This window comes from Variovorax sp. UC74_104 (assembly GCF_044055375.1).
GTDB lineage: Bacteria > Pseudomonadota > Gammaproteobacteria > Burkholderiales > Burkholderiaceae_C > Variovorax.
On record NZ_CP171978.1, the window covers coordinates 2966730 to 2990946 of the forward strand.

Annotated in this window: 19 protein-coding genes; 11 read left to right on the forward strand and 8 right to left on the reverse strand. The window is 68.6% G+C overall.

Going from position 1 to position 24217, the window contains the following annotated elements:
- Window positions 1-5 precede the first annotated feature (5 nt).
- Window positions 6-350, forward strand: coding sequence for a hypothetical protein (locus ACHMXA_RS13805; protein WP_176664908.1), 345 nt, complete (start codon window positions 6-8; stop codon window positions 348-350).
- 82 nt (window positions 351-432) lie between these two features.
- On the opposite strand, the gene ACHMXA_RS13810 is transcribed toward ACHMXA_RS13805, so the two are convergent.
- The 5 genes from ACHMXA_RS13810 to ACHMXA_RS13830 are packed head-to-tail and all read right to left on the reverse strand — an operon-like array spanning window position 433 to window position 4188.
- Window positions 433-1266: a LytR/AlgR family response regulator transcription factor gene (locus ACHMXA_RS13810; protein WP_395320995.1), complete on the reverse strand. Its 834-nt coding sequence runs from the start codon at window positions 1264-1266 to the stop codon at window positions 433-435.
- A gap of 32 nt (window positions 1267-1298) precedes the next feature.
- On the reverse strand, window positions 1299-2375 hold the full coding sequence (locus ACHMXA_RS13815) for a sensor histidine kinase (RefSeq protein ID WP_371132169.1): 1077 nt from the start codon (window positions 2373-2375) through the stop codon (window positions 1299-1301).
- Complete coding sequence (locus ACHMXA_RS13820; protein ID WP_176664910.1) at window positions 2372-2671, reverse strand: 2TM domain-containing protein; 300 nt, start codon at window positions 2669-2671, stop codon at window positions 2372-2374. Before ACHMXA_RS13820 ends, ACHMXA_RS13815 begins: the two co-directional genes overlap by 4 nt.
- On the reverse strand, window positions 2668-3627 hold the full coding sequence (locus ACHMXA_RS13825) for a sterol desaturase family protein (protein ID WP_176664911.1): 960 nt from the start codon (window positions 3625-3627) through the stop codon (window positions 2668-2670). Before ACHMXA_RS13825 ends, ACHMXA_RS13820 begins: the two co-directional genes overlap by 4 nt.
- A 39-nt stretch (window positions 3628-3666) precedes the next feature.
- Complete coding sequence (locus tag ACHMXA_RS13830; protein WP_176664912.1) at window positions 3667-4188, reverse strand: DUF6622 family protein; 522 nt, start codon at window positions 4186-4188, stop codon at window positions 3667-3669.
- Between the two features lie 326 nt (window positions 4189-4514).
- Between ACHMXA_RS13830 and ACHMXA_RS13835 the strand changes: the two genes are divergently transcribed.
- The 4 genes from ACHMXA_RS13835 (at window position 4515) to ACHMXA_RS13850 (ending at window position 14876) form a co-directional block, all read left to right on the forward strand.
- Window positions 4515-6167, forward strand: a complete 1653-nt coding sequence (locus ACHMXA_RS13835) for an efflux RND transporter periplasmic adaptor subunit (protein WP_395320998.1) — start codon at window positions 4515-4517, stop codon at window positions 6165-6167.
- A gap of 37 nt (window positions 6168-6204) precedes the next feature.
- A complete protein-coding gene (locus ACHMXA_RS13840; RefSeq protein ID WP_176664914.1) occupies window positions 6205-9324 on the forward strand; it encodes an efflux RND transporter permease subunit in 3120 nt (1039 codons plus the stop codon).
- A 709-nt stretch (window positions 9325-10033) separates the two neighbouring features.
- Window positions 10034-13345, forward strand: a complete 3312-nt coding sequence (locus ACHMXA_RS13845; RefSeq protein WP_176664915.1) for an efflux RND transporter permease subunit — start codon at window positions 10034-10036, stop codon at window positions 13343-13345.
- Between the two features lie 13 nt (window positions 13346-13358).
- The gene (locus ACHMXA_RS13850; protein WP_395321000.1) at window positions 13359-14876 is read left to right on the forward strand and encodes an efflux transporter outer membrane subunit; all 1518 of its coding nucleotides are present in this window, start codon (window positions 13359-13361) and stop codon (window positions 14874-14876) included.
- Between the two features lie 80 nt (window positions 14877-14956).
- Here the strand turns inward: ACHMXA_RS13850 and ACHMXA_RS13855 are convergent, their stop codons facing one another.
- Window positions 14957-15322: an SPW repeat protein gene (locus ACHMXA_RS13855; RefSeq protein ID WP_176664917.1), complete on the reverse strand. Its 366-nt coding sequence runs from the start codon at window positions 15320-15322 to the stop codon at window positions 14957-14959.
- An 88-nt stretch (window positions 15323-15410) separates the two neighbouring features.
- Window positions 15411-16415 carry a phosphotransferase enzyme family protein gene (locus ACHMXA_RS13860; protein ID WP_176664918.1) on the reverse strand — a complete coding sequence of 335 codons (1005 nt, stop codon included), beginning with the start codon at window positions 16413-16415 and terminating at the stop codon, window positions 15411-15413.
- Window positions 16416-16561: 146 nt separating this feature from the next.
- Between ACHMXA_RS13860 and ACHMXA_RS13865 the strand changes: the two genes are divergently transcribed.
- From ACHMXA_RS13865 to ACHMXA_RS13880, 4 genes are all read left to right on the forward strand, one after another.
- Entirely contained in the window at window positions 16562-17143 is a 582-nt protein-coding gene (locus ACHMXA_RS13865) for a TetR/AcrR family transcriptional regulator (RefSeq protein ID WP_395321002.1), read from the forward strand.
- Window positions 17144-17181: 38 nt separating this feature from the next.
- Window positions 17182-19452: a molybdopterin cofactor-binding domain-containing protein gene (locus tag ACHMXA_RS13870; protein ID WP_395321004.1), complete on the forward strand. Its 2271-nt coding sequence runs from the start codon at window positions 17182-17184 to the stop codon at window positions 19450-19452.
- A 39-nt stretch (window positions 19453-19491) separates the two neighbouring features.
- Complete coding sequence (locus ACHMXA_RS13875; RefSeq protein WP_395321006.1) at window positions 19492-19953, forward strand: (2Fe-2S)-binding protein; 462 nt, start codon at window positions 19492-19494, stop codon at window positions 19951-19953.
- Window positions 19954-20208: 255 nt separating this feature from the next.
- A complete protein-coding gene (locus tag ACHMXA_RS13880; RefSeq protein WP_395321008.1) occupies window positions 20209-20904 on the forward strand; it encodes a GntR family transcriptional regulator in 696 nt (231 codons plus the stop codon).
- 7 nt (window positions 20905-20911) lie between these two features.
- Here ACHMXA_RS13880 and ACHMXA_RS13885 read toward each other — a convergent pair whose 3' ends face one another.
- Window positions 20912-21790 carry a MurR/RpiR family transcriptional regulator gene (locus ACHMXA_RS13885; protein ID WP_395321010.1) on the reverse strand — a complete coding sequence of 293 codons (879 nt, stop codon included), beginning with the start codon at window positions 21788-21790 and terminating at the stop codon, window positions 20912-20914.
- Between the two features lie 121 nt (window positions 21791-21911).
- On the opposite strand from ACHMXA_RS13885, the gene ACHMXA_RS13890 reads away from it, so the two are divergent.
- Window positions 21912-23246: an aspartate aminotransferase family protein gene (locus ACHMXA_RS13890; protein WP_176664924.1), complete on the forward strand. Its 1335-nt coding sequence runs from the start codon at window positions 21912-21914 to the stop codon at window positions 23244-23246.
- Window positions 23247-23302: 56 nt separating this feature from the next.
- Window positions 23303-24205, forward strand: coding sequence for a transporter substrate-binding domain-containing protein (locus ACHMXA_RS13895; RefSeq protein WP_395321012.1), 903 nt, complete (start codon window positions 23303-23305; stop codon window positions 24203-24205).
- Window positions 24206-24217: the final 12 nt, after the last annotated feature.

Consider the following 24217-nt stretch of genomic DNA (forward strand, 5'->3'; position numbering starts at 1 on the left):
GGATCATGAACTTCACGCGTTCAACCTTTTTCAAGTGGGCCGCCGCGGGCGTCGTGGCAGCCGGTGCTTTGTTTGCCGCCACTTCGGCCAGCGCCCGCAGCGATGTGAGCTGGTCGATCGGCGTCGGCGTTCCAGGCGTGGCAGTGGGCGTTGGCAGCCCGGCCTACTACCCGGCCCCGGTCTACACGCCGCCGGCACCTGTCTATTACGCGCCGCCGGCACCCGTCTACTACGCGCCGCCGCCGCCGGTGTACTACCGTCCGGCCCCGGTCTACTACGGCCCGCCGGCCTATTACGGCCCGCGCTACTACGGTCGTGGCTACTACCGCGGACATGGCCACTGGCGTTAAAACGCCACGGCAATCGTGACTGAATGAAAAAAGCCGGCTCCGAAAGGGCCGGCTTTTTCTTTGGGCGCTCGCCCGCCTGATTTCACATCGCGCGAAAAAGATGGGCGTAGAGCCGGCTGACCGGAATCTTCTCGGCCCGCCCTCGCAGCATCAGGTGCAGCTTGCCGGCCTCGTCGCGGTGCACCGATTCGATGGCCGAGCTGCGCACCACCACCGCCCGGTGCACCTGCCAGAAGGTGTCGGCGTCGAGCTGGGGCAGCAACTGCTTCAGCGGCGTGCGGATCAGGTACTCGTGCGTGGCGGTCAGCACGCGCAGGTACTTGTCGGCCGCCTCGAAGTAAAGAACTTCGTCGATCGGCACCATGCGCACCGTGCTGCCGCCGGCGTCGCTGGCGGCGATCATGCGCAGGGGAGCCGGCGCGGCCGAAGCGGCTCCGGCCCCGGCGGCGCCCAGCACCTGGCGCCATTGGGCGAGCGTCTGCTCCAGCGCCGCGTCTGCCAGCGCGGGCGTGGGCGCCGGCTGGCGCGCGGCCAGCGCCTGTTGCAGCCGGCCAACGGTCTTGCGCAGGCGGTCGGGCTGAACCGGCTTGAGCACGTAGTCGATGGCCTGTGCGTCGAAGGCGCGGGCAGCGTATTCGTCGTAGGCCGTCACGAACACCAGTTGCGGCATGGGCGCCTCGTCGGTGGGCCAGCTGTCGGCCAGTTCGGCGGCGGCTCCCAGCCCGTCGAGGCCGGGCATGCGGATGTCGAAGAACAGCACCTGCGGCAGCAGCCTCAGCGCCTCGCGCACGGCGCTTCGGCCGTCGCCGGCGGTGGCGACGATCTGCAGCCCGCGCCATGCGGCGGCCAGCTCTGCCTTGAGGGCCTGGGCGAGCAGGGGTTCGTCTTCTGCGATGAGGGCGGTCGGGTTGGTCATCTTGTCGTTGTTGTCGTGTGGGCTGTTCGCATTCAGGCCGGTGCCGGAAAGCTCAGCGTGGTGCTGGTGCCGCCACCGGGCGCAGGCCCGATGCTCATGCGGCCCTGCGCACCGTAGACAGTGGCCAGCCGCTCGCGAACCTGCTCCAGCCCGAAGCCGCTGCCTTCCGAAGGCGGCGCCGCGCCGAGGCCCACGCCGGTGTCGTTCACCTCGATCACCAGCTGTCCGGCTTCCGTGCGCGCGCGCACGACGATCTCTCCGCCTTCCACCTTCGGCTCCAGGCCGTGGCGGATGCTGTTCTCCACCAGCGGCTGCAGCAGCAGCGGCGGCACCGGCACGTCGCGCAGGTCGGCCGGCAAGTCGAGCGTGTAGCGCAGCCGGTCGCCCATGCGCACCGACATCAGCTCCAGATAGTCGCCCAGCCGCTCGAATTCGGCCGACAGCGGATGCGAGAGCGCGCGCGAGCCGCTGAGCGTCATGCGCAGGTAGCTGTTGAGCCGGTCGAGCATGGCCACGGCGCGCGGCGGATCGACGGTGATCAGCACGCGCAGGTTGGCCAGCGTGTTGAAGAGCATGTGCGGCTCCAGCTGCGTCTCCAGCAGCTTCAGCCGTGCCTCGGTGGCGTTGCGCTGGGCCAGCTCGATCTGGCTCTGCATGTGCTTGCTCTTGCCGAGGCTGTAGAAGAAGAAGCACATGCCGACGGTCGCGATGAGGGTGATCGTGACGCCGGTGGCCAGCTTGTGGCCCCTGATGTCGAGAAAGTCGTACCGGGGCGCGCCGAACAGGGCGTCGCCGATGAGGTTGCCCACCACGAAGCCGACCGTCGCGCCAGCCGCGACCAGCACGAATCCCCACGGCCACCTGGGCCACAGCGATTCGCCGTGCCCGCTGATCAGGAGCCGGCCGATGTCGATGAACAGCCAGCTCACGGTGCCTATCGCCAGCGAATAGACAAGGTGGCCGGCCCAGTTGTCGCCGCCCGTGATGGTCATCGCGGTGGCGATGAGGCAGCAGAAGACGGCGGTGATCAGCCCATGCCGCAGCATGGACTTCAGGTTCTCGAGCCTGAACCTGCCGGGAACGTCGGCCGCGGGCTGGACCAGGCTCATCCGTGGTTCCGCGAGCCCAGCGCGCGGCGCTCGCGCTCCACCAGCCGGTCGTAGAAGCCGCCGCCGGGCGCGATGAACCAGATCACCGCGCCATGGATCAGCAGCCCCAGCCCCCAGCCCATGAGCGGATACATCGCCCAGCTGCGGCCGTTGGCGGCCGAGATGGCGACCAGCCCCAGGTTGACCAGCACGTAGACGAAGGCATGGACGTACCAGCCCATCTTGGCGCCGGCGCGGCGGCGGGCGAGGCGCTCGATGTCGGAGCGGGAGGAATCGGACGATGCGTAGGAAGTCATGACAGCTCCTTGTATTGGACAGGAATGAAATCGGCGGCGGCAACGGCAGGCTGGCCGGCCGGCGCCGCCTGCAGGGCCGCGCGCTGGCGCAGCTCCTCGGTCGTGTCGCCGGGGCCGTCGGGCTTCCAGCCGGGCGGCTTCACGAGATAGCCGACGAAGGCGCGCACCGAGCGGGCCGAGGCGAGGTCGCGAAAGAGAGCGCGCCACTGGCCGAACTCGATCTCCAGGATGTTGTGCGTGGTGACCGGGTTGACCAGCCCGTAGCGGCAGGGCACGTCGGCGCGCTCGGGAATGTAGGTGCCGAACAGGCGGTCGAACACGATCAGCACGCCGCCGTAGTTGCCGTCCAGGTATTCCAGGTTCGAGGCGTGGTGCACGCGGTGGGCCGAGGGGGTGTTGAGCACCCATTCCAGCGGTCCGAGGCGCGGGATCCAGGTCGCGTGGATCCAGAACTGGTACAGCAGGTTCAGCGTGAGCATCAGCAGGATCACCCGCGGCGGCATGCCCAGCAGCGGCGCCAGCATGAAGAAGGCCAGGGTGCCGGTGAGGCGGCCGGTCCAGCCGAAGCGGTAGGCGGCCGACAGGTTCAGCTGGTTCGGCGAATGGTGGATGGAATGGGTGCACCAGAACCAGCGCACCCGGTGCGCCGCGCGGTGGTACCAGTAGTAGCAGAACTCCTGGCCGATGAAGCAGGCGGCCCAACCGGTCCAGTGGTCCATCGGCAGGGTGAAGAGGCGGTGGGCGTAGAACCAGTCCATCGCGCCGGTCCAGAAGGCCAGGGGCAGCAGCCAGCGCAGGGGGTATTCGCGCACCAGGAAGTCGAACACCGAGACGCCGGCGGCCTTCCAGTCGTAGCTGCGCCAGCCGTTGCGCCATGAGAGCACCAGGGCCTCGGCGAAGGAGGCGGCGAGCACCACCGTGACGGATATCTTGAGGATCAGCAAGAGCGCGTTCATGGCGGCGTGTCTTCTTCTGGAAGTCGTGGCCCGGGAATATTAGGCGGCGCGGGCGGCGGCCGACATAGCGTCAGTGCGGATGGCCAGCTTCCACAGGCGCACCGCGCGGGCCACGAAGACGCCGCTGAACGCGCCGTACAGCACGGGCACCGCAATGGCGAAGGCGGCCTGCTGGCGCAGCTCGGGGTGCAGGACCAGCGCGACGGCCACTACGTACTTGGTCAGGAAGATGGCCATCATGAGCATCAGCGGCACCGGGCTGCCGGCCACCTGGAACTGGCGCGCGGCCGCGTCGTATCGGGTGGCGGCGGGCAGCGGGCGCTGCAGCACCAGCGCCGCCATCGCGGCCGCGGCGGCGGCCCAGCCCAGCAGGGCGCCGAAGGAATCGCCGAAGGCCGAAACCACGCCGTAGACCGACAGGCCGCCCATGGCGAGGGGCATCAGCGTCACGCGGGTCAGGCTCACCTGGTTGGTCAGCAGCTGGCGGGCGCCGAGCCACAGCAGCAGGAAGAAGACGGCGAACACCCACTTGGGCGTGTGAAGGATGATTTGCATCAGCATGGCGGCACTCCGTGGAAGGTGAAGGAAAACTGAAAAGACTGCGGGGATGGGATCGATGGGTTGGACTGTGCCGATGCCCGCCCGCCCCGGCCACCGGCGTGCGACGGAATGCGCGCAGGCGGCGCGAATTGCAGCCCGGCAGCGCGAATTGCGGGGTTTCGAGCGGGTTTGGGGAAACTTCGAGGAGGCTCTGAGGAGACATCGAGGAGGCCGCAAGAGGCTCCCGTTCAGCTTTACCGTCGCTTTACGGCCCAGCAAAGAGCCGGACTACCATCCGCGCTGTACTACGCTGGTCCGCACCTCTGCACCCTTCGCACGCACCGTCCATGGAACAAGAAAAACCAACCGAGCCTCTGCCTTCCACCGTGTCCCCCACGCATCCGACGGTACGCAGACGCCGCTGGATGGGCAGCCTGCTGGCATTGCTGCTGCTGGCGGTGCTGGGCGGCGGCGCCTGGTATCTGGTCCAGCGCTCGAAGATGCCGGCCGCCGGCCCCGGTGCGGGCCCGGGCGCCGGGCGGCAGGGCGGTCCCGGAGGTCCGGGCGGCCCGGGTGGGCGTGGCGGCGGTGGCGGCGCGGCCTCCAGCACGGTCGGCATCGCCACGGCCCGGCAGGCCGACATTCCGGTGCAGCTCGAGGCGCTGGGCACCGTCACGCCGCTGGCGAACGTGATCGTGCAGCCGCAGGTGTCGGGCGTGCTCACCTCGGTGCTCTTCCAGGAAGGGCAGATGGTCAAGAAGGGCGACGTGCTGGCCACCATCGACCCGCAGCCCTTCCAGAACGCGCTGGACCAGGCCGCCGGCGCCCGCCAGCGCGACGAGGCGCAGCTCGCGGCGGCGCGCGTGACGCTGCAGCGCTACCAGACCCTGCTGGGGCAGGACTCCATCGCCCGGCAGGACGTGGACACCCAGGCCGCGCTGGTCAAGCAGCTCGAGGGCACGGTGGCCATCGACCGCGCCAACGAGAACACCGCCAGGCTCAACCTCGCCTGGAGCCGCATCACCGCGCCGGCCAGCGGCCGCATCGGCCTGCGCCCGGTGGACGCGGGCAACTACATCAGCACCGGCACCACCAACGGCGTGGCGACCATCACGCAGATCGCGCCCATCGACGTCGAATTCGCCATTCCGCAGGATCGCGTGCCCGAGGTGCAGGAGCGCCTGGGCCAGGGCGCGAAGCTCGACGCCACCGCCTTCGACCGCACCCGCACGCGGCGGCTGGCCAACGGCACCTTCTCCACGCTGGACAACCTGGTCGACACCGCCACCGGCACCGTGAAGGCCAAGGCCCGCTTCTCCAACGCCGACAACGCGCTGTTCCCCAACCAGTTCGTCAATTTGCGGCTGCTGCTGCGCACGGTGAACAGCGCGGTGGTCGTGCCCGTCACGGCGCTGCGCCACGGGCCCAACGGCGACTACGTCTATGTGCTGAACGACGACAGCACGGTGTCGCAGCGTCCGGTGACGCGCGGCGAATCGAGCGTGGACAACGTGGCGATCATGTCCGGCCTGAAGGCCGGCGAGCAGGTCGTGACCGAGGGCGGCGACCGGTTGAAGGACGGCGCGCGGGTGCAGACCCAGGTCGACCGGCCGGCCGGCGCGGCGTCGGCACCCGCCGGCGGTGCGCGCGGCGGGCGCCGGCATGGCGGTGCTGGCGGCGCCAACGGTGAGGCGCGGCCGAAGGGCGAGGCTCCGGCGACTCCTGAGACACCCGCGACACCGGCTGCGCCGTCGGCTGCAACGGCTCCCGCTGCTCCGGCCGCCCCGTCCCCGGCCGAATCAGCCCCGGCGCCTGCGAAGCTCCCGACCGCCGAGCAGCGCCAGCGCATGCTCGACTCGGCCAAGGACAACCCCGAGCAGCTCGAGCGCCGCAAGCGCTTCCTTGAAGCACTCGACCGCGGCGACCCGGCGGCATTGGAGCGCTGGCAGCGCATGTCCGAAGGCCGCGGCGAGGGCGGGCAGGGCAGGCGCGGCCCATGACGAGCGGCGCTGAACGCAATCGCGCGGAGGCTTCCCGGTGAGTCCGTCCCGTCCGTTCATCCTCCGGCCGGTGGCGACCTCGCTGCTGATGGTCGCCATCGTGCTGGCCGGCCTGGTGGCGTTCCGCTTCCTGCCGCTGTCGGCGCTGCCGCAGGTCGATTACCCGACCATCCAGGTGCAGACGCTCTACCCCGGGGCCAGCCCCGAGGTGATGAGCAACACCGTCACCGCGCCGCTGGAACGGCAGTTCGGCCAGATGTCGGGGCTCGACCGCATGAGCTCGACCAGCGCCGCGGGCGTGTCGATCATCACGCTGCAGTTCTCGCTCGGCCAGACGCTGGACGTGGCCGAGCAGGAAGTGCAGGCCGCCATCAACGCCGGCGGCTCGCTGCTGCCGGCCGACCTGCCGGCGCCACCGGTGTACGCCAAGGTCAACCCGGCCGACGCGCCGGTGCTCACGCTGTCCATCACCTCCGACACGCTGCCGCTCACCGACGTGCAGAACCTGGTCAACACCCGGCTCGCGCAGAAGATCAGCCAGGTCTCGGGCGTGGGGCTTGTGTCGCTCAGCGGCGGGCAGCGCCCGGCCATGCGCATCCAGGCCAACACCCAGGCGCTGGCGGCCAACGGCATCGGGCTGGACACGCTGCGCACGGCCATCTCGGCGGCCAACTCCAACGGCGCCAAGGGCAGCTTCGACGGGCCCAAGCGCGCCTACACGATCAATTCGAACGACCAGCTGATGACGGTCGACGACTACAAGAACCTGATCGTCTCGTACAAGAACGGCGCGCCGATCCGCATGGTCGACGTGGCGCAGGTGGTCAGCAGCGCCGAGAACAACCAGCTCGCAGCCTGGGCCGGCAACAAGGCCGACGGCACGACCAGGCTCTCGCCCGCGATCATCATGAACGTGCAGCGCCAGCCCGGCGCCAACGTGATCGCCACCGTCGACGCCATCAAGCGGCAACTGCCCGAGTTGCAGGCCGGCCTGCCCGCCGGGCTGAAGATCGAGGTGCTCAGCGACCGCACGGCCGGCATCCGCGCCTCGGTGCAGCACGTCGAGATGGAGCTGGTGCTGGCCGTGGTGCTCGTGGTGCTGGTGATCTTCGCCTTCCTGGGCAGCCTGCGCGCCACCGTCATCGCCAGCATCGCGGTGCCCATCTCGCTGATCGGCACCTTCGGGCTGATGTACCTGCTGGGCTACAGCCTCAACAACCTGAGCCTCATGGCGCTGACCATTGCCACCGGCTTCGTGGTGGACGACGCGATCGTGATGATCGAGAACATCGCGCGCTACATCGAGGAGGGCGAGAAGCCCCTGCAGGCCGCGTTCAAGGGCGCCACGCAGATCGGCTTCACCATCATCTCGCTGACCGTGTCGCTCATCGCGGTGCTGATCCCGCTGCTGTTCATGGGCGACGTGGTGGGCCGCCTGTTCCGCGAGTTCGCGGTGACGCTGGCCATCACCATCCTGATCTCCGCCGTGGTGTCGCTCACGCTGGTGCCGATGATGTCGGCGCGCTGGCTCAAGCATGAGGAGAAGAAGGAGCCCTCGAACAAGGGCTTCGGCGCGCGCGCCCAGCGCTTCTTCGGCGGCGTGATGGTGCGCTACGACCGCTCGCTGCACTGGGTGATCGAGCACCAGGCGCTTACGCTGCTGGTCGCGCTGCTGACGCTGGTGCTGACGGTGGTGCTCTACCTCTCGATCCCGAAGGGCCTGTTCCCCACGCAGGACACCGGCCAGCTGCAGGCCCGCGTGCAGGCCGCGCAGGACGTCTCGTTCGAGCGCATGTCGCAGCTGCAGAAGCAGGCGGCCCAGGCCATCCTCGAAGACCCGGCGGTCGAGAACCTCAGCTCCTTCGTCGGCGTCGATGCCGCCAACAACACCATGCTGCACACCGGCAGCATGCTCATCAACCTGGCGAAGAGCCGCGACAGCCGGCAGGAAGTGATGGACCGCCTGCGCGAGCGCGTGCGGCAGGTGGCCGGCGTCACGCTCTACCTGCAGCCCACGCAGGACCTGACCATCGACGCCGAGACCGGCCCCACCGAGTACCGCATGTCGCTCGAAGGCGTGGACAGTGCAGCCGTCACCGAGTGGATGAAGAAGCTGGTCGCCAAGCTGCAGGAGTCGAGCAAGGTGCGCAACGTGAGCAGCGACGCCGGCGCCCAGGGCCTCGCCGCCTTCGTGAACGTGAACCGCGACACCGCGGCGCGGCTGTCGATCACCGCGAGCACCGTGGACGACGCGCTCTACAGCGCCTTCGGCCAGCGCATCGTCTCGACCATCTTCACCGAGACCAACCAGTACCGCGTGATCCTCGAAGCCCAGCCCGGCATGGTGAACACGCCGCAGACGCTGGGGCAGCTGAGCCTGATCGCGGGCTCGGGCACTGCCACGCCGCTGTCGGCCATCGCGCAGATCTCCGAGCAGCAGGCGCCGCTGCAGATCACGCACGTGGCGCAGTACCCGGCGAGCACGCTGAACTTCGACACAGCGCCCGGCGTCTCGCTCGGCGCATCGGTCGACGCCATTCGCGCCGCTGCCAAGGAAATCGGCCTGCCCAGCAGCCTGACCATGACCTTCCTGGGCGCTTCCGGCGCCTATGAGAAGTCGCTGTCCAACCAGCTGTGGCTGATTCTTGCGGCGGTCGTCTGCGTGTACATCGTGCTGGGCGTGCTGTACGAGAGCTACGTGCATCCGCTGACGATCCTGTCCACGCTGCCCTCGGCGGGCGTGGGCGCGCTGCTGGCGCTGATGATCACCGGCAACGACCTGGGGGTGATCGGGATCATCGGGATCATCCTGCTGATCGGCATCGTGAAGAAGAACGCGATCATGATGATCGACTTCGCCATCGATGCCGAGAGGACTCAGGGGAAGTCTCCTCGGGAGGCGATTCACCAGGCTGCTCTGTTGCGGTTTCGGCCTATCTTGATGACTACGTTGGCGGCTTTGTTTGCTGCTGTGCCGTTGATGTTGAGTTTTGGGGATGGGGCTGAGTTGCGTAGGCCTTTGGGGTTGGCGATTTTTGGGGGGTTGATCGTCAGTCAGCTGCTTACTCTGTTCACTACGCCTGTTATTTATCTGGCGTTTGATCGGTTGGGTGGGGGGAGCTCGCGGCGGGTTGAGGTTGAGGAGGAGGCGGTTTGATCTTGTTCGCCTCTGGTTGTTTTGCTTTCCGAGGCCGGGTCTCGCCCCGGCGGGCGACCTACTTTCTTTTGCTTCGCCAAAAGAAAGTAGGCAAAGAAAAGGCGACCCTACTGTCTGTGTCCCTTCGCTTCGCTACGGGCAACCTGCGGTGCTCGGCGCAGGAGGGGGTCCGCAGAACTCGCTTCGCTCAAACAGCTGCGGCCCTGATCCCTCCCGCGCCTGCGCTCCTCGGCACAGCCAGAAGGGAGTGGGACGCGCCATCGCTTCGCTCGGCGTCTGAACAGCCTCCGCGGGCCTTCGCTTCGCTCGGCTGCGCGCCCGATTCCGGCGACTCCGACACCGACACCGACACCGACACTCACACCGTCGCTCCCTCATTCCAAGCACAGCAAGCGCAAAGCGCTTGCTGTGCCTTGGTGGCCGAGCGCAGCGATGGCCCGCAGGTCTTCAATCCCCTCTGGCTGCGCCGAGGAGCGGAGCGTTTCGCGGATCAGGGCCGCAGCTGTTTGAGCGAAGCGAGTTCTGCGGACCCCGCGAAACGCGAGCACCGCAGGTTGCCCCGTAGCGCAGCGAAGGGGTCGCAGACAGTGGGGTCGCCTTTCTTTTGCCTACGTTTCTTTGGCGAAGCAAAGAAAAGTAGGTCGGCCGCCGGGCCGAGACCCGGCCTCGGGAAACAAACCCTCAGCATGCTCCCAGAAGGAGCAGCGAGATGAATCTCTCCCTACCTTTCGTCCGCCGCCCCATAGGCACAGTCCTACTGACCATAGGCGTAGCCCTGGCCGGCATAGCCGCATTCTTCGTCCTCCCAGTCTCCCCCCTCCCGCAGGTCGACTACCCAGTCATCTCCGTAAGAGCCGCGATCCCGGGCGCCAGCCCAGAAACGATGGCCACCAGCGTAGCCACCCCGCTGGAGCGCCACCTGGGCACCATCGCAGGCGTCAACGAAATGACGTCCACCAGCTCGGTAGGCTCCACCCGCGTCACGCTGCAGTTCGACCTCAGCCGCAACATCGACGGCGCGGCCCGCGAGGTGCAGGCAGCCATCAACGCCAGCCGCATCGACCTGCCCGCCACGCTGCGCAGCAACCCGACCTACCGTAAGGCCAACCCGGCGGCGTCGCCGGTGATCATCCTGGCGCTCACGTCGAAGACGAAGACGCCTGGCCAGATCTACGACGCCGTCTCGAACATCGTGAGCCAGCGCCTCTCGCAGGTCGACGGCGTGGGCGACGTGGAGATCGGCGGCGGCTCGCTGCCTGCCGTGCGCATCGAGCTGCTGCCGTTCGCGCTCAGCCGCTACGGCATCAGCACCGACGACGTGCGCGCCGCCATCCAGGCCTCGAACGCCAACCGGCCCAAGGGCATGGTGCAGGGCGAGGGGCGCAAGCTGCAGATCTATACGCAGACGCCGGCCCTGCGCGCCAGCGACTACGCGTCGATGGTCATCGCTTGGCGCAACGGCGCGGCGGTGCGGCTGCAAGACGTGGCGGAGGTGATCGACGGCGTGGAGGACACGCGCACGCTGGGCCTCTTCAACGGCGAGCCGGCGATCATCGTGCTGATCACGCGGCAGCCTTCGGCCAACATCATCGAGACGGTGGACAGCGTGCGCGCGCTGCTGCCCGAGCTGCAGGCGCAGCTGCCGCCGGACGTGACGCTGCAGGTGGCGTCGGACAGCACCAATTCCATCCGCGGCTCGCTGCGGGAGGTGGAGCTCACGCTGGTCATCTCCGTGATCCTGGTGGTGCTGGTGGTCAGCCTGTTCCTGCGCAGCGTGCGAGCGACGATCGTGCCGGCGGTGGCGACGGTGGCGGCGCTGCTGGGCACCTTCGGGGTGATGTACCTGCTGGGCTTCAGCCTCAACAACCTGAGCCTGATGGCGCTCACGGTGGCCACCGGCTTCGTGGTGGACGACGCGATCGTGGTGCTGGAGAACACCAGCCGGCACATCGAGTCGGGCATGACGCGCATGAAGGCGGCGCTGCTGGGCGCGAAGGAAGTGGGCTTCACGGTGCTGTCGATCAGCGTGTCGCTGGTGGCGGTGTTCATCCCGCTGCTGTTCATGGGCGGGCAGGTGGGGCGGCTGTTCCGCGAGTTCGCGGTGACGCTCTCCGCGGCGGTGCTGATCTCGCTGGTGATCTCGCTGACCACCACGCCGATGATGTGCGCCTGGATGCTCAAGCCCGGCGGCGAGCACGACAGGAACAAGCCGCAGGGCAGGCTGGGCCGCATGGCCGCGCGCAGCTACGACTGGGTGCTCAAGCGCTACGAGAGCAGCCTCGACTGGGCGCTCGACAGCAAGGCGCTGGTGATGCTGATCCTGGTGGCGGTGGTCGGGCTCAACGTGTACCTTTTCAGCGCGGCGCCCAAGGGCTTCTTCCCGCAGCAGGACAGCGGCCAGCTCAACGGCGGCCTGCGCGCCGACCAGAGCATCTCGTCGCAGGCGCTCGCAGAGAAGCTGCGGCAGGTGGTCGACATCATCCGCAAGGACGAGGCGGTCGACACCGTGGTGGGCTTCACCGGCGCGGGCCGGGCAGGCGGCGGCTTCATGTTCGTGAACCTGAAGCCCGCCAGCCAGCGCAAGGACAGCGGTCTGGCGGTGATCGCGCGGCTGCGCCCGCAGCTCAACCAGGTGACCGGCCTGCGCGTGTTCCTGGGCACCGTGCAGGACGTGCGCTCCGGCGGCCGCGCCAGCAACTCGACCTACCAGTACACGCTCAAGAGCGACAACGTCGCCGATCTGCGCACCTGGGCCGTGAAGCTGTCCGACGAACTGAAGACGCAGCCGGTGCTGACCGACATCGACACCGACCAGGACCAGAACGGCGTGGAAACGGTCGCCAAGGTCGACCCCGACAGCGCGCGCCGGCTGGGCCTGACTTCCACGGCCATCGACAACGCGCTCTACAACGCCTTCGGCCAGCGGCAGGTGGCCACTATCTACACCGAGCTGAACCAGTACCACGTGGTGATGGAGTGGGCGCCGCGCTACACGCGCAGCCCGAACTCGCTGGCCGACGTGTACGTGCCTGCCACCAAGACGTCGGTGGTGGGCGGGCAGACCGTGACCACGCAGGTGGCGGCCAGCGGCACGTCGAGCTCTTCTTCGTCGTCATCGTCATCGTCATCGACGGCGTCGAAGTCGTCTTCATCGTCGACGTCCTCGGCGTCCTCCACGGCCAGCGTGCCGGTCTCGGCCAACGCGGCGCTGCGAAACGCATCGACCGGCAACGTGCTGAGCAACACGGCCACGGCGCTCGTGCCGCTGTCGGCGGTCGCGAAGTTCGAGGAACAGTCGGTGGCCACCTCGGTGAGCCATGAAGACGGCGAGCTGGCCACGACCATCTCGTTCAACCTCGCCGAAGGCGCCAACCTGGGCGACGCGCGCGAGGCCATCGCCAAGGCCGAGGCCAACATCGCGATGCCGACCAACGTGCGCGGCTCCTTTGCCGGCACGGCGGCGAGCGCGCAGCAGTCGCAAGGGCAGCAGGCGATGCTGATCCTGGCGGCGCTGATCGTGATCTACATCGTGCTGGGCATCCTGTACGAGAGCCTGGTGCACCCGATCACGGTGCTCTCGACGCTGCCTTCGGCCGGCGTGGGTGCGGTGCTGGCGCTGCTGATGTTTCGCATGGAGTTTTCCATCATCGCGCTGATCGGCGTGTTCCTGCTGATCGGCATCGTGAAGAAGAACGCCATCCTGATCATCGACTTCGCGCTCGAAGCCGAGCGCTCGCGCGGGCTCACGCCGCTGGAGGCGGTGCGGGAGGCCTGCCTGCTGCGCTTCCGCCCGATCCTGATGACGACCATGGCGGCCGCGCTCGGCGCGCTGCCGCTGGCCATCGGCTTCGGCGAGGGGGCCGAGCTGCGCCGGCCGCTGGGCGTGGCCATCATCGGCGGGCTGATCGCGAGCCAGCTGCTGACCCTGCTGACGACGCCGGTGGTCTACCTGCTGCTCGACAAGCTGCGCCGCCGCGGCAAGCATGAGCACGAACTGAGCAAGGTCGCGCCGCAAGCCTGAGAACGACATCGCCATGAACGCATCGCCTTTTCCTTATTCCCTTCGCCCCTTTCGCCCCTTTCGCGCATGCCGCTTCCGGCTCTCGGCGCTTGCCCTGGCCGCGGTGCTCGCGGGCTGCGCGGTCGGCCCGCGCTATGAGCAGCCGACCACCGCGGCCCCCGTCAACTGGAAGGAGCAGAAGGCGGCCGAAGGCTGGCTGCCCGCCGCGCCGGCCGATGCGCTCGACCGCGGCGAGTGGTGGAAGCTCTTCGGCGACGCCAAGCTCGACGAACTGGCCGGCCGTGTGCAGGTGTCGAACCAGAACATCGCCGCGGCAGTGGCCAACTACTCGCAGGCCCAGGCGCTGGTGCGCGGCGAGCGGGCGGCGCTGTTCCCGTCGGTGTCGCTGGACGGCAGCGGCAAGCGCTCGGGCACGGTGGGCGGCAGCAGCACGTCGAGCCCGGCCAACGCCTTCTCGGCCACGCTGGGCGCCAGCTGGACGCCGGACGTGTGGGGCCGCCTGCGCGAAGCCGTGAGCAGCGCGCAGGCGAACGCCCAGGCGAGCGAGGCCGACCTGGCCGCCGCGCGCCTGTCGGCCATTGGCGACCTGGCCACCAGCTACTTCTCGCTGCGCGAGGCCGATGCGGAAATCGTGCTGCTCGACGAAACCATCCAGGGTTATCAGCGGGCCTTCGAGATCACGAGCAACCGCTACGCCGCCGGCATCGCCGCGCAGACCGACGTGCTGCAGGCGCAGACGCAACTCGTCAACGCCAAGGCCGAGCGCGTCGGCCTGCAGCGCACGCGGGCCACCTATGAGCATGCGATTGCCGCGCTGCTGGGCGTGGCGCCGGCCGACTTCAGCCTGCCGGCCGCGCAATGGACGCCCACGGTGCCCGGCGTGCCGCTGGGCGTGCCCTCGACGCTGCTGCAGCGCCGGCCCGACATCGCCGCCGCCGAGCGCTCGGTGGCGGCGGCCAATGCGCAGATCGGCATCGCGCGCGCGGCCTACTTCCCCAACATCAGCCTCACGGCTTCGGTGGGCAGCAACGCGAGCCGCGTGAAGGACCTGTTCGGCTCCGCCAACTCGCTGTGGTCGCTGGGCCTGTCGGTGGCGCAGGTGGTGTTCGACGCGGGCGCCATCGCCGCGAACGTCGATTCGGCCAAGGCCGCCTATGAGTCGAGCGTGGCGCGCTACCGCCAGACCGTGCTCACGGCCTTCCAGGCGGTGGAAGACCAACTCACCGCGAGCGCGGCGCTGGCCGAGCAGGAGGGCTTTCGCCGTGAGGCTTCGGCCGCGGCCGACAAGACCGAGCAGCAACTGCTGAACCGCTATCGCGCCGCGCAGGTGAGCTACACCGACGTGGTCACCGCGCAGGCGGCCGCGCTGAGTGCGCGGCGCACGCTGGTGCAGCTGCAGGTCAGCCGCCAGACCACGGCCGTCGCGCTGATCCAGGCGATGGGCGGGGGCTGGCAGGCGGAGTGGATGGGCGGGGGCAATGCCGGTGCGCAGGCAGCAGCAACCCAGCCCGCCGCTCCCCGCACGCAGTGAGCGGCTGATCGATGTGGAGGAGGGGCCTGAATGAGGCCCGTCCTCCGGCTCGCCATCGGCGGCGCGCGCCGGTGCTCAGTTCAATGCGCCGTACGGTCGATGGTGTGGCCCAGGTAGTCCTTGTCGGTCACGAGCACCCACAGCGCGAGCACCAGGATCACCGCGGCGACGAGCACCGCATTGACCATCGCCGTCTCGTTGCCGCGGAAGCCGAGCACCCAGGGCGACACCGCGAGCCAGGCCGCCAGCGCGACCTCGGTCCATTCTTCCCACTGCCGTGGCACGAAGGTCGCACCCAGCGCCACCGCGCCGAGCACGATGCCCGTCGCCACCATCGTCCACATGGCGGCCGTCATGCCCGAAAAGCCCAGGACCCAGGGCGAGACGATCAGCCAGGCGCCGGCGGCGGCGTTGACGGGGTCTTGCCAATGCTTCAATTGCTTCATGGTCATAGCCTCCTGTCGCGACAAGGCGCCGCGACAGTTTTTTGACTCGCACTGCGGGGGAGGGGTTCCTGCCGGCGGGGCGTGGCGCCTAGAGTGGCAACTCCAATGTTTCCCACTTGCGCAGCATGGTCACCTGGCGGCGGAGGTAGTCGGTGGGCATGGCCTGGGAGCCCCAGACGGGGATGCGGCCGGCGTACTCGCCCAGCAGCCAGAACTGGCGCGCCGCCATGAAGCGGGGGATGGCGGCGAGGTCGGCTTCGGACATGGGCCGAGCCTCGCGATAGGCGCGGATGAAATGGCGCCATCGCTGCGCGGCCTTGTCGCTCAGGACCTCATCGTCCGCACGGGGATACAGCACCCATGGATAGACCGCCAGTTCGTAGGAGAGGTAGCCGGGGCCTGCCTCGTCGAAGTCGAAGAACGCGGCCTCGCGCAGCCCCTGCGCCTCTGTGCTGACGATGAAGTTGTTGCTGCCATGCGCGTCACCGTGGCACAGCACCTGGCTCAGTTCGCCGAGCGCCAGGATGGCGGCATGCAGGCGCTCGCCGAGTTCCTCGAACTGCGGGCGCAGCTCGGGCGTCATGGTCGGCACGCGCAGCAGGCCTTGCAGCGGCCGTAGCAGCAGGTAGTCCAGGTCCAGCCGGTAGATGCTCGCCGGGCCCCGGTAGCTTTCGCCCGCGGTGTGCAGGGCTGCGAGTCCGCGGGCGAAGGCTTCGATGTCGGGAGCGGCGTCGCCGGTGAATTCGCCGGACAGGTGCTCGAACAGCATCAGCGCACGCGGGCCTTCGGGCAGCGGCGCCTCGATGGCGATCTTGCCGTCGGCGGTCGGCACGCAGCGTGAGACGCGGCAGCCCGAGCGGGCCAGGTGGTCGAGCGCGGCCGCCTCGAACTGCAGGTTGGGGCCGCCGCGGGGTCGATCGGCGCTCAACCGCGCCACCACGCGGCGCCCTTCGGCAAAGCCCAGCCGGTAGACCTGGTTGAAGCTGCGCCGCAGGAACTCGCTCTCGACCACCTCGCCCAGGCCGTAGCGTTCCTGCACGAGCATCGCGATGCTCGCGGCGGTCGGCGTGGATTGCGCGATTTCCAGTTTCATCCCCGGCTCCCTTCGGAAAAAAGGGCGCGATTATGAGGGCTCGCGGTGGCCTTGCGGCCTCGGGGTTTCACGCCCATTGCCAGCCCTGACGAGGCATTTCTATAATTGAGTACGTACTCAATCAATAAAGACTGCCGCCGCGAACCATGGCCAGACCCAGAAGCGAAGACAAGCGCAACGCGATCCTCGACGCAGCCATTGCCGAGTTCGCCGTGCGCGGCGCGTGGAGCACGCCCACCTCGGCCGTCTCGCGCGCGGCCGGCGTGGCCGAGGGCACGCTCTTCACCTACTTCGCGAACAAGGAAGTGCTGGTCAACGAGCTCTACCGCCAGCTGAAGACCGAACTCGCCGAAGCCATGCTCGCCGACTGGCCCGAGGAGGCCGATCCCAAGACCAAATACCGCCATATCTGGGACCGCTACGTCTACTGGGGCGTCGACAACCCCGAGAAATTCAAGGTGGTCTGCCAGCTCAAGGTGTCCGACCAGGTGAGCGACGAAAGCAAGGCCGCCGGCATGGCGCCGTTCCTGCGGCTCGAAGTACTCGCGAAGGAATGCATCAGCAAGAAGCTGATCCGCGACCAGCCGCTGCCCTTCCTCGGCGCGATGCTGGGCGCAATGGCTGAGGCCACGATGGTCTTCGTCGCGCAGACGAAGAGCAGGAAAGGGCGCGCCGACTACTGCGAAGCCGGCTTCGAAACCTTCTGGCGCGGCATCGTCGTCGCCTGATTCCACGCACGCAGATTCCCACGAAAGAAAACCGCACCATGCCCAAGCTCAAGCGCCGCCATTTCGTCCTCGGCACCGTGGGGGCCGTCGGCGCCCTCGTCGTCGGCTGGTCGGCCACGCCGGTTGCCTCGCGGCTCGTGCCGGCGCAACCATTGCCCACCGCGCCGGGGCAGGTCGCGCTCAATGGCTGGGTCAAGGTGGGCAGCGACAACACGGTCACGCTGATGATGTCGCAGTCGGAAATGGGGCAGGGCACGCACACGGGCCTTTCGATGCTTCTGGCCGAGGAGATGGGCGCCTCGCTCGAACAGATCCGGCTGGAGACGGCCGGCTCCGACGCCATCTACAACAACCAGGCGGCGATCCTCGACGCGCTGCCCTTCCGGCCGGGCGACGAAGGCGCGATGAAGCGCTCGACCGAGCATGTGATGGGCAAGCTGCTGCGCGCGATCCCGGGGCTTTCGGGCACGGGCGGATCGTCGAGCATCACCGACCAGTGGATGCCGCTGCGCGAAGCCGGCGCGTCGGCGCGCGTCATGCTCGTGGGCGCCGCCGCCGCGCAGTGGCAGGTGCCGGCGGCCGAATGCCGCGCCGAGGCCGGGCGCGTGCTGCACCAGGCCAGCGGCAGGAGCGCCACTTTCGGCGAACTGGCGCCGAAGGCCGCGCAGCAGCCGCTGCCGGCGCAGGTGGCGCTGAAGAAGCCGGCCGACTTCAAGCTCATCGGCCAGCCCGCTCGGCGCATGGACGGCGCGGCCAAGCTCGATGGCTCCGCCACCTTCGGCCTCGACGTGCTTGCGCCGGGCCTGCTGTACGCGAGCATCGCGATGTGCCCGACCACCGGCGGCCGCGTGGCGAGCTTCGACGCCGCCGCCGCGCAGAAGCTGCCCGGCGTGCGCAAGGTGATGGCGCTGGAGCCGGTCGGCGCCACGCTCATCGGCACCGGCGCCACGCCCGGCGGCGTGGCCGTGATCGCCGACACGCCGTACCACGCGATGCGCGCGGTGAAGTCACTCGTCATCGAATGGGACCACGGCCCGGCCGCCAGTCTTTCCAGCGCGGAAATGATCGATCGCCTGTCACAGACCCTGCGCACCAGCCCCGGCAACGCCCGGCTGGACGACGGCGACGTGGCCGCCGCGTTCCGCTCGGCCGCCAAGACCATCGAGGCCGAGTACCGCGTGCCCTTCCTGGCCCACGCGACCATGGAGCCGATGAATTGCACCGTGCAGTTCAAGGACGGCAAGGCGACAGTCTGGGCGCCGACGCAGGCGCCGGGCTTCACGCGCAGCGCGGCGGCCAAGGCGCTGGGCATCGACGCGGACAAGGTCGAACTGCACGTGACCTACCTCGGCGGCGGCTTCGGCCGGCGCTACAGCACCGACTTCGTCACCCAGGCCGCCACGCTGGCGCGCGAGACCGCGGGCGCGCCGGTGCAGCTCTTCTGGTCGCGCGAGGAAGACATGGCGCACGACTTCTACCGGCCGGCCTACGTGGCGCGCTGCAGGGCGGGCTTCGACGCCGCCGGGGCGCTGGTCGCCTGGCAGACCACCACGGCCGGTTCGAGCATGGGCGCGCCCTCGCTGATGGACACAGCCACCGACGGCGCCTGGAACACGGCCTACGCCTTTCCCAATGCGCGCGTGGCCCACGTGCCGGTGGAATCGGCCATGCCCACCGGCGTGTGGCGCTCCGTCGCGCATTCGCAGAACGCCTTCTTCGTGGAGAGCTTCATCGACGAATGCGCGGCCGCCGCCGGCAAGGATGCGGTGGCCTTTCGCGCCGCGCTGCTCGCGAAGGACGAGCGGCACATGCGCGTGCTGAAGCGCGTGGCCGAGCTGTCGAACTGGGGCCAGCCGCCCGCGGCGGGGCCCGATGGAGCGAAGAGGGCGCGGGGCCTCGCGATCCATCGCTCCTTCGGCAGCATCGTCGCGCAGGTGGCTGAGGTGTCGGTCTCGCCCGAGAAGCAGGTGCGCGTGCACCGCGTGGCCTGCGTCATCGACTGCGGCGTGGCCGTCAACCCGAACCTCGTGCGCCAGCAGATGGAAGGCGCCATCGTCTACGGCCTCTCGGCCGCGCTGCACGGCGAGATCACGGTCGAGAAGGGGCAGGTGCAGCAGAGCAACTTCCACGACTACATGCCGCTGCGCATGAACGAGTGCCCCGTCATCGAGATCGACATCGTCGCCGGCAGCGAGGAGCCCGGCGGCGTGGGCGAGCCCGGCACGCCGCCCATCGCGCCTGCGGTGGCCAACGCCGTCTTCGCGCTCACCGGCCAGCGGCTGCGCAGCCTGCCGCTGCGGCTTGTCTGACTCCCGACATTCGTACCTTCCATCCAAGAGAGAGACGCCATGACCACCACGATCACCGTCAACGGCAAGACCACCACCGTCGATGCGGAGCCCGATACGCCCCTGCTGTGGGTGCTGCGCGGCGAGATGAAGCTCGTCGGCACCAAGTTCGGCTGCGGCAAGGCCCTGTGCGGCGCCTGCACGGTGCACCTCGACGGCGAGGCGGTGCGCTCCTGCGTCACGCCGATCGAGGCGGTGGGCGCCCGCGAGGTCACCACCATCGAGGGGTTGAAGGGCAAGGAGGCCGACGCCCTGCGCCGCGCCTGGACCGAGGTCGACGTGGTGCAGTGCGGCTACTGCCAGAGCGGCCAGCTGATGTCGGCCTGCGCGCTGCTCAGGAAGACGCCCAGGCCCAGCGACGAGGACGTCTCCAGCGCCATGAGCGGTAACATTTGCCGCTGCGGGACCTACCCGCGGATCCGGGCCGCGATCCACCTCGCGGCCGGGTCGACTGCGAGCTGACGGGCCGGTTTTTGGCCAGGATGGGGCCGAAAGCCGGGGGAAGAGCGCGGTAACGCTTTTTGCTGCGTGGCTGTTTACAAAAATTAAGAAAATTTCCGTATTCATCGAAAAAGTCGCGAAATAAAATTTTTACGGAAACAGGGGATATGAAGCTTTTGTACTCCGCCGTACCATCCGCGCGGCCTGCTTCCGGCCTCCCCCAGTTCCCGACTTTCGATGACTTCCCCAGATCCCTCCCGGACACGAGCGTTGTCCGTGGCCGATACGCTGCGTGACCGCATCTTCGACGGCGAGATCGCTCCCGGCTCCCACTTGATGGAAATATCGCTGGCCACCGAGCTCGGCGTCTCGCGCACGCCGGTTCGCGGCGCGATGGCACGGCTGGCGGACGAGGGGCTGCTGGTCTACCTGCCCAACAAGGGCTTCCAGGTGAGGCGCTTCAACGCGAAGGACGTGCACGACGCCTTCAGCGTGCGCGCCACGCTGGAGGGCATGTGCTGCCGGCTGATCGGCGATGTCGGCCTCGACGGCACGGCGCTGGCGCAGTTGACGGCCATGCTCGACGAGCAGCACGAACTGCTGCACCACACCGGGGAATGGTCCGAAGGCCGCGGCGCGCGCTGGCAGGACCTGGATCAGGCCTTCCACTACAAGCTGCTGGCGCTGGCGGACAACCGCTGGCTCACCGAGGCGGTGCAGCGCGCCAGCCAGCTGCCGATCATCTTCGACAGCAAGCTGCGGCCCCACAACCGCGAGGCCTCGATGCTGCTGCACCGGCACGAGCAGGCCCTTCAGGCGTTCGCGGAGCATTGCCGCATCGTCGAGGCGCTGGGCCGGCAGGAGGCCGCCGCCGCCGAGGCCGCCATGCGCGACCACGTCAATGCCAATCGCGACCTGCTGGTGCTCTACCTGAGCCAGAAGAACCCGACCCGCGTTCGGGCGCTGGTCTGAAAGAAGCTCAGGCGCTCCCCTGGCCGCCGCGCGCGGCCGGCGCCGCCAGGTAGGCCCCCGACTCGAAGAGCTGCGCCTCGGCCTGGTCGATGCGTTTGATCACCGGCTTGCCCGCGCGGCTGGCCAGCAGCTCGACCAGCGCTTCCGTCACCGCCACCCCGGCTGCGACCGAGGGGAAGAAAGAAGGGCTGTTGATCGTGAAGAGCAGCGTCTCGTCCGCCAGCAGCGACAGCGGCGACGTCACGCTGTCGGTGATGGCGACGATGCGGCAGCCGGCCGCCTTTGCGGCCTGCGTTACCTGCAGCGCCTCGCGCGAGTAGGGCGCGAAGCTCGCCACCACCAGTGCGTCGCCCTTGGCGAAGGCGCGCTGCTGCATCTCCAGCGAGCCCCCCTGGCCGTCGACCAGATGCACGCTGGCGCGGAAGATCCGATACACGTACACGAACGAGAACGCGATCGGAAAGCAGGCCCGGAACCCGGCGGCGTGCACGGTGGGCGCCTTCTCGATGAGCGCGCAGGCCTTCTGCAACGCCTGCTCGCTCTGCTGGTGCGTGGCCTCCAGGTTGCGCCGCTGCACCTCGAACATTTCGCCAGTCAGTGTCTGGTCGCTGGCGCGGCCGACGAGCTGCTTGGCCCGGCCGCCGTAGGTCTCGGAGCCCAGGCCCATGTCGGCGGCGAAAGCCTCCTTCAGCTGCGGCCAGCCCTCGAAGCCCATGTGCTGCGCGAAACGCACGAGCGTCGCGGGCGTGCTCTGCGAACGCGTGCCCACGTTGCGCATCGAGCCCGTGACCACCTCGTTCGGATGGTCGAGCACGTAGCGCGCCACCTGCTGAAGGGCGGGGCTCAGTTCGTTGAAACGCTGGCGGATCTGCTCTTTGGCGCCCATGGCGGTGTCTCTCTTTGGCCTGTCTGGAACAAATGTACCGGAGGCGTGGAACTCTGGAGGTTGACGGAACAAATGTTCCAAACAATAATTCGGCGGAAACGTTAGTTCCAAACCCCCATCCATGACACACGTCTTCCACCGCCATCTCCGCCAGACCCCGCCCGTCGCCGTGGGCTCCCAGGGCATGTTCATCCGCGACGCCGAGGGCCGCGAGTACCTCGACGCCTCCGGCGGTGCGGCCGTGTCGTCGCTCGGCCATGCGCACCCGGAGGTGATGGCCGCCATGCACGCGCAGATCGACAAACTGGCCTACGCCCACACCAGCTTCTTCACGAGCGAAGTGGCCGAGCAGCTGGCCGACGAGCTGATCGGCTCCGCGCCCGAGGGCATGAGCCACGTCTACCTGGTGAGCGGCGGCTCCGAGGCGGTGGAGTCGGCGCTGAAGATGGCGCGGCAGTACTTCGTGGAAATCGGCCAGCCGCAGCGCACGCACTTCATCGCGCGCCGCCAGAGCTACCACGGCAACACGCTGGGCGCGCTGGCCGTGGGCGGCAACGCATGGCGCCGCGAACCCTTCGCGCCCATCCTCGTGCCGGCCACGCACGTGTCGCCCTGCTACCCCTACCGCGAGCAGCTTGCCGACGAGAGCGCCGAGCAGTACGGCCTGCGCCTCGCGGCCGAACTGGAGGCGGCCATCGTCGCGCAGGGCGCCGACCGCGTGATCGCCTTCGTCGCCGAGACCGTCGGCGGCGCCACGGCCGGCGTGCTCACGCCGGTGCCGGGCTACTTCAAGGCGGTGCGCGCGGTGTGCGACAAGTACGGCGTGCTGCTGATCCTCGACGAGGTGATGTGCGGCATGGGCCGCACCGGCTCGCTGCACGCCTGCGAGCAGGAGGGCGTGGTGCCCGACCTCATGACCGTCGCCAAGGGCCTGGGCGGCGGCTACCAGCCGGTGGGCGCGGTGCTGGCGCAGCGCCGCATCGTCGAGGCGATGTCCAAGGGCAGCGGCTTCTTCCAGCACGGCCACACCTACCTCGGCCACCCCATGGCCTGCGCCGCCGCGCTCGCGGTGCAGCAGGTGATCCGCCGCGACGGCCTGGTCGCCAAGGTGCGGGAAGACGGCATCGCCTTCGGCGCGATGCTGGCCGAGGCGCTGGGCTCGCATCCGCACGTGGGCGACATCCGCGGGCGGGGCTTCTTCTGGGGCATCGAGCTGGTGGCCGACCGCGCGAGCAAGGCGCCTTTCGATCCGGCGCTGAAGATCAACGCCACCATCAAGAAGGACGCCATGTCGCGCGGCCTGCTGTGCTATCCCTTCGGCGGCACGGTCGACGGCCGCCAGGGCGACCACGTGCTGCTGGCGCCGCCCTTCATCGCCACCCGGGCCGATCTGCAGGAGATCGCCGCGCGGCTCGCGGCCTCCATCGACGCGGTCACGCGTGCCGCGGCGCGCTGAGCGCTCCCTTTTCCGTCCGTTCGTTTTCCCCCAACCATCGTTCCGAGGAGCGTTCCATGCCCAAGCTTCGTCCGCTGTTTTCCTTCGCCGCCGTGCTTGCGGCCGTGCTCATGCCCTTTGCCGCCGCCCAGGCGCAGGAGAACGACACGCTCGCCAAGATCAAGGCCAGCGGCTCCATCACCTTCGGCTACCGGGAGTCGTCCTTCGGCTTCTCGTACCTCGACGCCAACCTCAAGCCCATCGGCTACAGCATCGAGATCTGCAACCGCATCGTCGAGGCGGTGAAGAGCGAGCTGAAGATGCCGGCCGTCGAGATCAAGTACCAGGCCGTCACCTCGGCCAACCGCATTCCGCTGGTGCAGAACGGCACGGTCGACATCGAGTGCGGCTCCACCACCAACCTCGTCGAGCGGCAGAAGCTGGTGGCCTTCTCGCCGGACATCTTCCGCTACAACGTGCGCATGCTGGTGAAGGCCGATTCGGGCATCAAGAGCATCGCCGACCTCCAGGGCAAGACGGTGGCCACCACCAGCGGCACCACCTCGTTCCGACTGCTGCGCGAGGCCGACCGCGGCCGCAACCTGGAAGTGACCAACCTCGCGGGCAAGGACCACAGCGACTCCTTCCTGCTGGTGGAAAGCGGCCGTGCCCAGGCCTTCGTGCTCGACGACATCCTGCTGGCAGGGCAGATCGCGAACGCGCGCAACCCCAAGGACTTCGTCATCACCGGCGAGAGCCTGCGCACCGAGAACCAGTCGCTGATGTTCCGCAAGGACGACCCGGCCTTCAAGGCGCTGGTCGACCGCGTGGTCTCGGGCATGATGAAGTCGGGCGAGATGGAAAAGCTCTATGCGAAGTGGTTCATGTCGCCCATTCCGCCCAAGGGCATCAACATCAACTACCCGCTGAATGCCGAGACGAAGGAGGCCTTCGCCAATCCTTCCTCCAAGGGCATCTGAACGATTTCCCCT

Bases quoted from the DNA above. Each gene is read 5' to 3' on its own strand.
- ACHMXA_RS13805 (WP_176664908.1), top strand. From the start codon at position 6: ATGAACTTCACGCGTTCAACCTTTTTCAAGTGGGCCGCCGCGGGCGTC.
- ACHMXA_RS13810 (WP_395320995.1), bottom strand. From the start codon at position 1,266: ATGACCAACCCGACCGCCCTCATCGCAGAAGACGAACCCCTGCTCGCC.
- ACHMXA_RS13815 (WP_371132169.1), bottom strand. From the start codon at position 2,375: ATGAGCCTGGTCCAGCCCGCGGCCGACGTTCCCGGCAGGTTCAGGCTC.
- ACHMXA_RS13820 (WP_176664910.1), bottom strand. From the start codon at position 2,671: ATGACTTCCTACGCATCGTCCGATTCCTCCCGCTCCGACATCGAGCGC.
- ACHMXA_RS13825 (WP_176664911.1), bottom strand. From the start codon at position 3,627: ATGAACGCGCTCTTGCTGATCCTCAAGATATCCGTCACGGTGGTGCTC.
- ACHMXA_RS13830 (WP_176664912.1), bottom strand. From the start codon at position 4,188: ATGCTGATGCAAATCATCCTTCACACGCCCAAGTGGGTGTTCGCCGTC.
- ACHMXA_RS13835 (WP_395320998.1), top strand. From the start codon at position 4,515: ATGGAACAAGAAAAACCAACCGAGCCTCTGCCTTCCACCGTGTCCCCC.
- ACHMXA_RS13845 (WP_176664915.1), top strand. From the start codon at position 10,034: ATGAATCTCTCCCTACCTTTCGTCCGCCGCCCCATAGGCACAGTCCTA.
- ACHMXA_RS13850 (WP_395321000.1), top strand. From the start codon at position 13,359: ATGAACGCATCGCCTTTTCCTTATTCCCTTCGCCCCTTTCGCCCCTTT.
- ACHMXA_RS13855 (WP_176664917.1), bottom strand. From the start codon at position 15,322: ATGAAGCAATTGAAGCATTGGCAAGACCCCGTCAACGCCGCCGCCGGC.
- ACHMXA_RS13860 (WP_176664918.1), bottom strand. From the start codon at position 16,415: ATGAAACTGGAAATCGCGCAATCCACGCCGACCGCCGCGAGCATCGCG.
- ACHMXA_RS13865 (WP_395321002.1), top strand. From the start codon at position 16,562: ATGGCCAGACCCAGAAGCGAAGACAAGCGCAACGCGATCCTCGACGCA.
- ACHMXA_RS13870 (WP_395321004.1), top strand. From the start codon at position 17,182: ATGCCCAAGCTCAAGCGCCGCCATTTCGTCCTCGGCACCGTGGGGGCC.
- ACHMXA_RS13875 (WP_395321006.1), top strand. From the start codon at position 19,492: ATGACCACCACGATCACCGTCAACGGCAAGACCACCACCGTCGATGCG.
- ACHMXA_RS13885 (WP_395321010.1), bottom strand. From the start codon at position 21,790: ATGGGCGCCAAAGAGCAGATCCGCCAGCGTTTCAACGAACTGAGCCCC.
- ACHMXA_RS13890 (WP_176664924.1), top strand. From the start codon at position 21,912: ATGACACACGTCTTCCACCGCCATCTCCGCCAGACCCCGCCCGTCGCC.
- ACHMXA_RS13895 (WP_395321012.1), top strand. From the start codon at position 23,303: ATGCCCAAGCTTCGTCCGCTGTTTTCCTTCGCCGCCGTGCTTGCGGCC.